Raw genomic sequence first — 10,988 nt, 5'->3', positions numbered from 1 at the left:
GTTCAGCGGCGATGCGGTCGCACCCTGAACGGCCACCTGACAATCTCGGGCTGCATGCGGCACGGCGGAGGTTCTGCGGGGCAAGCGGCGCTGACCCCGGTTAGCACCCCGTGATAGGGGTGCGGGAGGCGAGGCAGACGCGGGATTGTGAGCATGCCCATAGGGCGACCGAAGCGCAGACTACCGGACAGCCTGACCCAGCATTTGTCGGATCCCAAGGTCGTTGCGTTCAAGCCACGCACCACCCATCGTCGTCTCGCAGACCGTTCGTCTAGATCGGCACAGAAGCTCGCCGTTTCGGTCGTGACCCTCATCGTCGTCGTCCTGGCCGGCGGCCACCTTATGCACGCATGGTAGTTTGAAGAGTCACGGGCTGAAGCTGCCTGACGCAAGTCGGGATAGGTTTTTCGTTTCCGGCCGCCGGATCGTTAAAGGTTCGGCGCTAGCTGTCGCCCTCCAAGACTGGAGCATGGGCGATGGCCAGGGTCAGTCACCTAATCGTTGATGGCCTCGCGTTCGTTCTGGCTGGCATTGGGCTGGCTGCGGCAGTAATGGGCCAAGCGCCAAAACTGCCTGCCTCGACCATGCCGTCCCAGCTAGCGGTGGGGGCTTCGGTCGAGCCTGTCCAAACCGGCTCAATTGCGCCGAAAGGTAAAGGCACGGCCGCGAGCAAGACTGCCGATCGAATTGAAGCCCGGGTCGGGGCTGCAACTCCATCCTCCAAGGGCGCCGGCAGGATCTGGGTTGACCCACCGCATCGCTGGACCTCCAGCGGCCGTGAAGGGTCCGCGATCGATCAGGCAACGGGCTGGCGCATCCCATAACTATGACCGGCAGCAGTGTCAGATCGCAGACGTCAGGCCGCCGCCGTCTCCCCAGCTAACGCTTCGACCAGCAGGTCGAGCAAGTCAGCGGCGAACGACCGCATATTCGTCACGCGGTCAGCCTCACCGGTCTCGATTGTTATGACCCGCTCGACCGGGCCGCTTACCGCGATGCAGGTGTGTCCGGCAGCATCACCGTAGCGATTGCCGCTCGGGCCGGCCGCGCCGGTCTCCGCGATGCCCCAGGTGGCGCCATGGCGTTCGCGGACTGCTCGGGCGAGGAGTAGCGCATACGACTCGGAGGCCGACCGCAGCCCGGACATCTCAGCTTCGCCGATGCCGAGAAGGGCCGACCGCGCGGCCGCCGTGTAGACCACGGCGCCGCCGAGGAAGTATGCGCTGGCGCCAGGAACTGACAGCAGAGCCGCCGAGACTAGGCCGCCGGAGGAGGACTCGGCCACCGCGATGGTTTGACCTTGCTCGGTCAGAACGGCGCCGATCCGCTCGGCCTTCGGCAGCAGGCTGTTCACCAGGAGCCTCCCCGCTATTGCTCGGTCGTCGGCCACGTCGCGACGACATCACCGCCGGCACGCAACTCCACCCGGTGGCTGTGCGCATCGTCTCGTGTCTTGCATAGGTCGATTGCCGAAGCGAAGCGGGTCTGAGCGGCAATCTCGGTTTCGAGGTCCTCGGAGATTACCTCTTGGTTGTCCCGGAAGGTAAGCACCCGAAAGGGCGGACGGCACTTCAGGTCGCTGGCTTCCATTGTCGATCCCTAGCTCAGACCAAGAGCGAACGCGTGTAGGCCAGTGGTGATCCCTGCCACCCGTGACCATGCTGCGATCTTGCCTCTTGGAAGAGGCGCTGGTGGCGAACCGATGATGGCGGCACGGACAAGCGCCCTATCTCGGCCGACGTTGGTCAACGAGAGGGCGTATGTCTCACTTCCAGGCTTCCCGCCATTCCGCTCGCACAAGCGCGCAACTGAAAGCGGAGACCCGCGAGGCTACGTCGATCGAAATTCGGAACGAGATTGAGGCTGAACGCCAGGAAATCGAGGAACGCACCGAGCGGCTTAAAGCGATGCGGTTGGCGCGTGAGAACGCCGAAACCTAAGAGGCTCGCTAGCCAAGGCTACGTGCATCGCCGCGAGGATCCTGAGGGCGCGAACTGACATCCTCGCCCGGCGTTGCGGTGGTGAGGTCGCATGGTGCGGCTCCCAATCCGGAAACTTGATGACCTACACACTTCAACGCCTCGCCCCTGGCAGCTTCGATCTGATCCTCGACGGCAAGGTCGTTGGCAGCCTCGTCCGAGACGTGTCCGAGGACGGCAGAGAGGGTGATTGGATGGCTGAGACCCTGGATGACAGCCAGCCCTTCCCGGCGCCGTTCGAGCGCGAGAAGCACACATTCCGGACGCTGTTGGAGGCGGCTAAGTGGCTCGACGCGACTGTGCCCGATCTCTGATCCGGGCCACTGTCGGTAAAGAGGCAAGGTCGTCCGTGCGCGGCCTTGCACTAGACCCGAAGCCGTCGGCGTCATCTTGATCGAGGAGAACGGCGGGGGCCTGTAGCTCAATGGTTAGAGCCGACCGCTCATAACGGTCTGGTTGCAGGTTCGAGCCCTGCCGGACCCACCAATGTACGAGTTTGCTCGTTGAGGAAGCCTTCAAGGCCTGGCAATGGCGATCGAGACCTCGGCTAAGCGGTGTTCTTGTTGACAGCTTTGATGATGGGACTCTGAAGATCCTGGGCGATCTGCTCGCCAACCAGTCCGAGGAGTATGCGGGCGGCCAGTAGCATCTCGCTCGTGCCGTGTTTCTTCACAGCTTCATAAGCGGCGAGGCATGCATTCAGCATCGCCTCAGACCCATCCTCCTCGGACACAATCACCTCGCCCTTCGTTTTGCCGGGCAGCTATCACGTGTCCGAGAGAACCGCACAACCGACGGTTACACGGGTGTGGTATGCGGTTGAAATGATGCATACCCCAATTGCATGCGGGTCCGTGCTCCTCAATCGGCACGTGTATTATCCCTCGCCAGTTGCGTAACCGATGGAGATCATGAGCATGCCGAACGACGCTCCATCGCCGGCCCGTGCGGCGCAAGCCAACGCACAGCTGCAGCGTGTTGCTGCCGCCCTTGAGGTGCCGGTCGAGCATTTCTTTGGGCAGCCATCTTCCAAGTCTGACACCGCGGATATGGCCGAACTGCTTCGCCTCTGGCACGGCATCGCAGACACGGATGACCGTCGAGCTCTTCTCGCAATTGCCCGTGATCTCGTCGGTCGCAGCGCCCGCCAGCGCGTAGCCGCGGAGTAGCATCAACCGCTTTGGATCCCGCCGGCTGCATCGACGAGAACGGCGAGGGGCCGGGGGGCGGCCGAGGAAGACCGAGGAAGCCAGCTGATGCTTCTCTCCGAGCACCTGAAGGTAAAGGGCTACCTGAAGTGAGAAAGGCGGTTCTTGCTCTCATGTCGGCGGCCGCCCTCTTGCCTACGCTGACCAACGCTCAGACTGCCGACGAGATGCTGATGAAATCGGCCCGGTCCGTCGCCAGGATCATGCTCATCGAGCCGATCTGCGGGCCCTTTTACCTTCTCGATCGCAAGCGGCTGACCGAAGTTCAGGGCTGGATTGTGCAGGACGGCGTCGAGCGGTTTGGCACCGACACCTTGCGTCGGACGGTCGACCGCGTCAGGCCCGAGTTCATCAATGCGATCAAGCGCGAGGGTGCAGCTACATGGTGTCCCGCCCAGCGAGCTTTTTACCGCCCGCCTGGGCAGCCCGAGTTCATCGGCAGCCCGCTGGAATGAAGGAACGCACAGTGATCCGCTTCGCCCTTACGGACTGGCTCACCGGCCAGGGCTACGTGCGGCACCGTGAGGATCCAGAGGGAGCGAACTGATGACGGTCATGAACCTGGTTCTGCTTGTTCTCGCCCTGCTCGCGACCACGGTGATGGCGGTTGGCTGGTTACAGGATCCCGCGGCGCCGACACCGACGGAATGGTTCGTTGCGAAGGTCTCGGAGGGCGGCTCGTGGGCCGGACTATTCCTGACGCTGCTGGCCGTCGCCTATTTCACTTGGCGAGCGAGCCACGCGGCCGGGAAGGCTAAAGGCCCGAACTGACTGCTGCTGGCGTCATCTTCCTCGAGGCGAAGGCGCGCGCCTGGATGCTGATCGCGCTGGCATGATCGATGACAGTGACCCCGTCCTCGATGCAGTCGACGCGCTGCGGGCCGTCGGCGTCGCCGTTGTGCCGAACCTCAACCCTCGCGGCGACGGCCTAAGCTTCCACCCTCATACAGTATACGTGGCTGCCGACCCGCGTAGCTAACGCCAAGGTCGAACCGTGCAGAGCCCGCTTTGCGCGTACCCCTGGCTGGGTTGGCTACCTCGAAGTCGATGACCGAGCGCGCTGCACACTTCGCCTGGGCCACGTTGCAGACCACACGCAGGGTCCCGGGTCGAATAGCGTACCGGCGCAGCGGCCACTGTCGAATGGCGGCCCGCTTCTCGTTGACGAGCTGCTCCTGCGTGTAGGGACGACCGTAGAATTCCACCGTCGGTCCGTACATGTACGGTACGCCTGCGACTGCGCCGCCGTCGTTGGACGACCAGATCGCGAGGTAGCGCTCGGCGATAGTGGCCGTGCGCCGCTGCATCTCAGCCCCCGATAACGCCAGCGCCTGGGACGAACTTAGCGCAAGGCAGGCGCAAAGCAGCGGAAGGAACGGCCTCAGCATAGACGCGACTCCTGTGCGGGGGCGGGAAAACCTTAGAAACGGCCACCGGGTCCGGAGAGCCAGCGCATCAGACCATCCGAAGCAGCAACGTTCCGACGCGGCCCTGCGCGTCGCTGACCTTCGGACGACCAGTCGGATGCTTCCACGTGAAACTCACGCGAGCGGCCCAGTAGGGGGGCGTCCACACCAAACCCATCGCGACCCGCTAGTCGTACCGTTCTGTAAGGGCTTGCGGGGCGCGCTTGACTGGGCTCGGGTCGTCGGGCGGTCAGTCGAGCCTCGCCGACGGCATCGAGCGATGGCAGGTTCCGAGACGGGGCGGAATGTGGCTTCGACGTGGGGCGAGCTATGTTGGCGACCTGAGGGCGGGAGCTCCCACTCTCCTCGTTGAGGGCGTGCTGAGAAGGCTCCTGTGGCGCTGGCCGGACCCTTTCGACGGCCAACGCAGGCAGGGCTTGTCTGGCCCTCTCCGCAAGTCTGACCTCGCGACGTCTGCCACCGTCATCCAGCGGCTGCACAGGCGTGGGCACCGGCATAGCTTGTGGGATTGGCCCTCTTTTTCCACCAGCGTCGGAGGTAGAGCCCTCCGCAGATGCATCAGTAGGGCCAGGGGTGAACCGAAGCTTCGGAGAAGCTGGTTTCGAAATAGGAGCCTTGGTTGGATCCGACCAAGGCAGTGACCGTCCCTGGGCTTCAGCCTGCAATCGCTCGGTCAGAGAAGGCGCGGAGCCGTGCGACAGGTCCGGGGCGTCTGTTCGGACGTCACCACGGGACATGTACGCGCTCGTGCTGGCTACCCCGGCCACAAAGGCGATGGCGACCGCAGACAGAAACTTTGCTGACGCAGTCATGATCTACCTCGCAGAGACGGCAGGTAGTGTCATGGACCGCACGCGGCAACCGTCTAACCAGGACGGACGCCGTCACCGCTGGCAAAAAATGAGGCGTGGCCTTGAGTTACCGGTCGCTTGCCGAGCAGTTTAACCGCGCCGCCACGGCGGATGTAACCGTCGACGGCGACAATGGCGTTCTCCAACTACGCGACCTGATAGAGGCCCCTCCCGGGTAGCTCTACGCCGTAGCTGACTGCGCGTTCCGCAGCGCCACCTTGGATCAAGCCTGCCCGCTTGTGCTCGCCATAGCGTAGGCCCTCCCGCAGAGGCTCTGCTTTAGGTGGTCGATCACGTCGGATCACGTCGTCTGTGTTGCCGGCGCTGCTGTTGACGTTGATCGGCCCGTGCATGTTCGTCGTGTCCGTGCGGATGCTGGGCCGGCTGCTATCGTTGCTGCTGAGCGACGGTAGCAGCGGCGGATGGGTTGCCGTTCCACGCCGATGGGGCCGGAGTGGCCGCGAGAACTGCCAGGGCTGCCTTCGGCTGGACAATCGCGGCCGTGTCTCCTGAGGTCGGCTCCAGCCTGTTCACGCTTTAAGCGGCTTCAGAATTTCGAACCCGATACGCGCACGCTCGCGAAACTCGGGCGTGATGCAAGATGGGCCGGATCCCGTGATGACGTGGTTCGGCCCTGTGCCGTTCGGTCTATGGGCCGGAGCGACGTTCGCTATGCTGCGCTTGGTCAAGACGACGTGGTGGCGGTGAATGCTAAGCAATCAGCGGGCAAGTGCCTGCGAGGGGCACAGCGGAGGCGGGGCGCTCTGACAAAAGTGCTTTTGGACTCGTACGTGAAGATATACAATCGTTAGTTGTAATGCGTCTGCGCCTAACAACGGGGCCGCGAAAGTGTTGCCTCAGTAGGAATAAGCTTTTTAAACCTGTTGCTGTCTTAACGAGCTAATCAGCATTAGGCTCGGCTCGGCATTGTTCGCTTTGACCCAACATAACGGACGGCGACCGGTTCAAGGCCTTCGTCGTATCATTCGCCGTGGTGATGCGTTTCGCTCGCATCACGGTGGCAACGTCGCGCTCTTGTTCGCCTTCATGAGCGTGCCGATGCTCATGCTCGGCGGCGCGGCCATCGATTACGGTTTCGCCACGCGACTCGAAGCGAAGCTCCAGGTATCGACGGACTCGACCGCGCTACTGCTCTGTCAGACGCCAATGACCACGAGCACGGCGGATCTGAACACCCTCGCTCAGACCACTCTGAACGGGGCCATGGGTGCCACGAACCTCGTGGTCGACCCGCTGACCGTCACCAGCAACCCGCGCCAGATCACCCTCTCGGCGCACAAGCTATCGACGACCTTCTTCGGCAAGCTGACTGGCACCACGCGCATCAATCCGGGGGCCACGTCGCAATGCGCCACGCCGATCCCGAAGACCTTCGAGATCGCGCTGGTGCTCGACAATACGGGGTCGATGGCCGAGTCGAGCGGTACCCAGTCGTAGATGCAGGCCGTGCAGCAGGCGGCGACGAACTTCGTCAACTACGTCTACGCCAACAGCTCGTTCAGCAGCGCGACCAGGATCTCAATTGTGCCGTTCGCTGCGGCCGTGGCGGTGGACCCGACGACCTACCGGAATGCCAGCTGGATCGACCAGAACGCGCAGTCCAGTTACCACTGGACAAACGTGCTCAACGCCAGCGGATCCAACTTCTCGAACCGGTTCGACATCTTCTCCAAGCTTAAGAGTGCCAACCCCAACTGGGGGTGGGCCGGCTGCCTAGAAACTTTGCCCTACCCACTCAACGTCCAGGATGGTGCCCCTAATAGCTCCAATATGGACTCCTACTTCGTGCCACTCTTTGCCCCTGACGAACCGGGCGATGGCAGCACCAGCTACGCTGATTACCCCGACCCCAACGGAACCACATACCGCAGCTACAACAGCTATATCGCCGATACAGATGGCAGCTATAACGGCAAATGTGGAACTAAAAATTCTGCGACCTCGTACCTGCCGCTGGAAGGTCAAGCCTGTAAGTACGTCAACCCGCGCAATGCCACATCGAACACTGCCCTTGGGATCCCGAATGGTCCAAACTTTATGTGTTCGACACAGCCTCTCGTAACTCTCACAAATAATACTACTGCTCTTAAGGCCGCGATTAGTAATATGGCGCCTTCGGGCTCTACTAACATTCACGAGGGATTTATGTGGGGATGGCGGACTCTTTCTCCGCTCAGTGTCTTCACAAGTAGCCCCACGATTGGAAGCCCACCTGCGGCCTATGCCACTGCGTCCAGCAGTTCTAATGCTACCGCTATCAATAAGATCCTTATTCTAATGACTGACGGATACAACAGTTGGACGAGTAATCCCAACTCGCCCAACGGATCACTCTACTTCTCAACGGGGTATTTTCGAAATTCCAACCCTCTGAATGCGAAGACCTCGACGGCCAATACACGGCTCCCGCCAGCAAACCAGAACGTTTCGGACGGCACGAGCGCGCGAAACGCTTTGGACGCGCTCACAGCACAGGCATGTTCGAATGCCAAAGCGGTCAATATCTCGATCTACACGATTGCGTTCAGCGTTTCGTCCGACCCAATTGACTCGGCGGGACAAGCCCTTCTACAAAATTGCGCTTCGTCAGCGAGCCAGTACTTCCTTGCCAACACATCGGATGATCTGATCGCGGCCTTCCAGAAAATCCAGTCGAGTATCGGCGCGCTGCGTCTGACGCAATAGACCGCTGATCCCACGCTCCGGTAGCCGTCTTGTCCGTCCGCGGGCGGCTAGCAGTACGCTTCGGCTTCTCGGAGACGGTCTTCTCAGATCTAATGGCCATCTCGTGCAGACTTCGTTGGGCCACGCCTCGGTGGCGACGACAGGGCACTATCGGCACGCGCGGCCGTCGGGGAGTTCGGCGAAGTTCCTGGGGGTGTAGAATGCGTTTTGGCAGAGTGCGCTCAATCCTCCGGCGTGACACAGGTCCCCATGAATGCCTTTCGCTCCGGACCATCCTTGAGCTTTTGAGTGTCGGCCTGCTGTCGGCATCGGTCGAGTACCGCCGGATCGACGGCTGATGCCGCTTCCTCGCCGGCAGATGCCGCTCCTGAAAAGGCCTTTCTAGGCGGTTCGGGCAGACTCTGAGCACCAGAGAGTGACGGCATGCCCATGAGAACAGCCAGGGCGGTCGTGAGCGCGAGGGAACATCGCATCGTTGTCCGCCTGGGCTTCAAGTGTGGGATCAACACCGTTAACGCAATCTAAGGCGAAGGTTCGACCAACCCAATCGGGCTATCGAAGCAGCCAGGGCACTCGCCCTGAGGGGGGCTGCCTGATCTCGGCACGCAGAAGGAAGCCCGCCGCGGCAGCGAGCCGGGCGGGCTGAGGCGATCCATGGTCTCAGGAACGAACTAAACGCTCTGGAGAGCAAGGCCCGTTCCAGAGCAGTTGTTGAGTTTTTACTTGCTTCCGCCGCCTCCGCCACCTTGCGGAATGGCGCGGGAAGGCTGTCCGGCGTTGCCTCCAGCCGCCGAGTTGTTCGTGATGGTGTCGGCTGGTCGGCCCGTCGGAGTTCCGGTGGCCGCCGCCGGGGCACCGGTCGAGCCTGGCTGCGGAGCTACTACGCCAGGTGCACCCGGCGTGGTCGTAGGCGGCGTTGCTGCCGAGGTCTGTGCGTATGCTGCACCCGGGCCGAGCAGCATGAACGGAATGGCCGTAACGAGAGTGCGATGGCGCATCGGTGCCTCCGTGTCGATGAACGCCGGTAACGCGTCTGTGAGCAGAAACGTTTCCATCCATGGCCCGGAGCCAACAATTTCAGGCTGACAACCTGCCTTGGAGCAAGTTCCCTTGGTGAAACCAAGGACGCGCCGGCCACTCGTGAACGGGGAGAACACGGCAACCGGCGCGCTCGCGAACGGGAGCGTGAGGGCGCTCAACCGCTGCGATGCAGGAGGAAGGAGGATGGGAGGCCGAAAGATCCGTAGCCTCCCTGCCACTACTCTTATGAAGCTGCCTTTTGCTTCCGCGGCCGCCCAGGGCGCTTCGACTTGTCGGAGACGGTCTCCTCAGGCTCAGCGGCCATCGGAGCAGCCTTCTCGCGCTGCTGGCCGAGCCCAAAGTTCTTAGCCAGGGCCGAGCGTTGCGCGGAATAGTTGGCCGCGGTGGAGGGGTAGTCTCGCGGCAAGCCGAACCGCTCACGGTACTGCTCCATCGTCATGCCGTTGCCGGTCAGGTGGCGCTTGAGCGTCTTGTACGACTTACCATCGATGAAGCTAATGATGGCGTCCGGCGTGACCGACTTGCGGATCTGGGCGGGGGTGAGCTTTTCGGTCGTAGGAGCAGCCGGAGCCGCATCGTTGCCAAGCCCGGTCAGGGCGGCATGCATGGCGGCGATCAGCGTACCGATCTCGCTGGGCTGGATGTGGTTATTCGACACGTAGGCTGCGACGAGGGTCGTCGTAAGCTCGGTAAGATCGGGCGCTTCTCGCTCGATAAGATCTAGATTTTCGTCCACGATGCACCTGATTGTGAAGAAGGCGGCACAGTCTGTCGTTACACGTAGAAAGGCAATACCTTATCTCGCGAGAAATCTATTACTTTAGGTATCCCCGAGATGACGCTAAGCCCCGCCCTTGAGCGGTTTGCCACCCTGATCGCTGACAACGTCGTGTCGGCCTACATACGTGAGAGTGAGAGTTCGCGCGGCCTTGGCCTGCCCGTGCGCGAGATCGTCGTGAGTAGGCTTGCGCACGCTCTTCTACGTGTCCTGCCGACCGATGACGGCGCGTTCCTGGCGACAACCTGCAATTTCACCCTGGCCGATACCCTCGGGGGTATGGATACCCGCGGCCCGCGCGTCGAGATGGTCGACCCTGACGACGGCTCGGTGACGATGCGCGCATAATTTGGAAATGGGCTGGATCCCGTTCGGCACCGCCTACCTGAAGTGACCTGACCGGTCTTTTGGACCGAGCCAATTGAGAGGCTACTGCATGGTGGCGGCCATGGGTAGCCGGAAGGCCAGATCCGGGTAGCTGACGGGCGCGGGCGGCCGACAGCCCAGCGACGAATGCGGTCGAACGCGGTTGTAGGTGGCTTGCCATGGACCGATCACGATCTGCGCCTCCTTCAGCGAGCAGAAGATCTCCTGGCGTAGGCACGCGTCGCGCAGCTTGCCGTTGAAGCTCTCGCAAGTCACCATTCTCCCACGGGGATCCTGGCGCGATGTACTGGATCTGTGAGCCAGCTTTGGCGACCCATTTGCGCAACGCCTTGGAGATCATCTCTGGGCCATTGCCGCAGCGAATGTGCTCCGGGATGCCGTGCAGGCACAGCGCGTCGGCCAGCGCCTCGATCACGCCGACGCTGTTGATGCGCCGCGCCACCTTCAGCGCGAGGCAGGCCCGGCTGTGCTCGTCGATCAGCGTCAGGATGCGCAGAGAGCGCCCATCGTGCGTCTGGGCTTGCACGAAGTCGAAGCTCCAGACGTGATTGCGGTGAAGCGGTCGTAGCCGCACGCAGGAGCCGTCGTTCAGCCACAGGCGGCTGCGGGGT

The 10,988-nt window shown here is 62.2% G+C and carries 14 protein-coding genes, 1 tRNA gene and 1 pseudogene; 9 read left to right on the top strand and 7 right to left on the bottom strand.

The annotated features are described in order from the left end of the window. Positions 1-856: 856 nt before the first annotated feature. Positions 857-1,354 (bottom strand): CinA family protein, encoded by a 498-nt coding sequence (locus MKK84_RS13015; protein WP_243920282.1) that lies wholly within the window; start codon positions 1,352-1,354, stop codon positions 857-859. Positions 1,355-1,368: 14 nt separating this feature from the next. Further along, a complete protein-coding gene (locus MKK84_RS13010) occupies positions 1,369-1,590 on the bottom strand; it encodes a hypothetical protein (RefSeq protein ID WP_243920281.1) in 222 nt (73 codons plus the stop codon). 170 nt (positions 1,591-1,760) lie between these two features. Between MKK84_RS13010 and MKK84_RS13005 the strand changes: the two genes are divergently transcribed. The 3 genes from MKK84_RS13005 (at position 1,761) to MKK84_RS12995 (ending at position 2,465) form a co-directional block, all read left to right on the top strand. After that, on the top strand, positions 1,761-1,940 hold the full coding sequence (locus MKK84_RS13005; protein WP_243920279.1) for a hypothetical protein: 180 nt from the start codon (positions 1,761-1,763) through the stop codon (positions 1,938-1,940). A 119-nt stretch (positions 1,941-2,059) separates the two neighbouring features. Continuing rightward, a complete protein-coding gene (locus tag MKK84_RS13000) occupies positions 2,060-2,293 on the top strand; it encodes a hypothetical protein (protein WP_243920276.1) in 234 nt (77 codons plus the stop codon). A 96-nt stretch (positions 2,294-2,389) separates the two neighbouring features. Then, positions 2,390-2,465, top strand: a tRNA-Ile gene (locus tag MKK84_RS12995). Positions 2,466-2,526: 61 nt separating this feature from the next. Here MKK84_RS12995 and MKK84_RS12990 read toward each other — a convergent pair. Next, the gene (locus tag MKK84_RS12990) at positions 2,527-2,712 is read right to left on the bottom strand and encodes a hypothetical protein (protein ID WP_243920275.1); all 186 of its coding nucleotides are present in this window, start codon (positions 2,710-2,712) and stop codon (positions 2,527-2,529) included. A gap of 178 nt (positions 2,713-2,890) precedes the next feature. On the opposite strand from MKK84_RS12990, the gene MKK84_RS12985 reads away from it, so the two are divergent. The 5 genes from MKK84_RS12985 (at position 2,891) to MKK84_RS12965 (ending at position 8,171) form a co-directional block, all read left to right on the top strand. Then, entirely contained in the window at positions 2,891-3,148 is a 258-nt protein-coding gene (locus tag MKK84_RS12985) for a hypothetical protein (protein ID WP_243920272.1), read from the top strand. Positions 3,149-3,300: 152 nt separating this feature from the next. Further along, positions 3,301-3,642, top strand: a complete 342-nt coding sequence (locus tag MKK84_RS12980; RefSeq protein ID WP_243920270.1) for a hypothetical protein — start codon at positions 3,301-3,303, stop codon at positions 3,640-3,642. Between the two features lie 91 nt (positions 3,643-3,733). Further along, on the top strand, positions 3,734-3,958 hold the full coding sequence (locus MKK84_RS12975) for a hypothetical protein (RefSeq protein ID WP_243920267.1): 225 nt from the start codon (positions 3,734-3,736) through the stop codon (positions 3,956-3,958). 2,434 nt (positions 3,959-6,392) lie between these two features. After that, positions 6,393-6,923: a TadE/TadG family type IV pilus assembly protein gene (locus tag MKK84_RS12970; RefSeq protein WP_313899333.1), complete on the top strand. Its 531-nt coding sequence runs from the start codon at positions 6,393-6,395 to the stop codon at positions 6,921-6,923. Then, a complete protein-coding gene (locus tag MKK84_RS12965; protein WP_243920263.1) occupies positions 6,924-8,171 on the top strand; it encodes a hypothetical protein in 1,248 nt (415 codons plus the stop codon). Between the two features lie 221 nt (positions 8,172-8,392). On the opposite strand, the gene MKK84_RS35895 is transcribed toward MKK84_RS12965, so the two are convergent. From MKK84_RS35895 to MKK84_RS12955, 3 genes are all read right to left on the bottom strand, one after another. Next, on the bottom strand, positions 8,393-8,596 hold the full coding sequence (locus MKK84_RS35895; RefSeq protein WP_409566495.1) for a PsiF family protein: 204 nt from the start codon (positions 8,594-8,596) through the stop codon (positions 8,393-8,395). 294 nt (positions 8,597-8,890) lie between these two features. Further along, positions 8,891-9,169 carry a hypothetical protein gene (locus MKK84_RS12960; RefSeq protein ID WP_409566494.1) on the bottom strand — a complete coding sequence of 93 codons (279 nt, stop codon included), beginning with the start codon at positions 9,167-9,169 and terminating at the stop codon, positions 8,891-8,893. Between the two features lie 266 nt (positions 9,170-9,435). After that, positions 9,436-9,948: a MucR family transcriptional regulator gene (locus MKK84_RS12955; RefSeq protein ID WP_243920261.1), complete on the bottom strand. Its 513-nt coding sequence runs from the start codon at positions 9,946-9,948 to the stop codon at positions 9,436-9,438. A 99-nt stretch (positions 9,949-10,047) separates the two neighbouring features. On the opposite strand from MKK84_RS12955, the gene MKK84_RS12950 reads away from it, so the two are divergent. After that, complete coding sequence (locus MKK84_RS12950; protein WP_243920260.1) at positions 10,048-10,338, top strand: hypothetical protein; 291 nt, start codon at positions 10,048-10,050, stop codon at positions 10,336-10,338. Between the two features lie 81 nt (positions 10,339-10,419). Here MKK84_RS12950 and MKK84_RS12945 read toward each other — a convergent pair. Further along, positions 10,420-10,988: pseudogene (locus MKK84_RS12945) on the bottom strand (integrase core domain-containing protein); the annotation flags it as partial.

Origin of the sequence: Methylobacterium sp. E-065, from assembly GCF_022829605.1 — a bacterium.
Lineage (GTDB): Bacteria > Pseudomonadota > Alphaproteobacteria > Rhizobiales > Beijerinckiaceae > Methylobacterium.
This window is presented reverse-complemented; position numbering and strand designations above follow the sequence as displayed.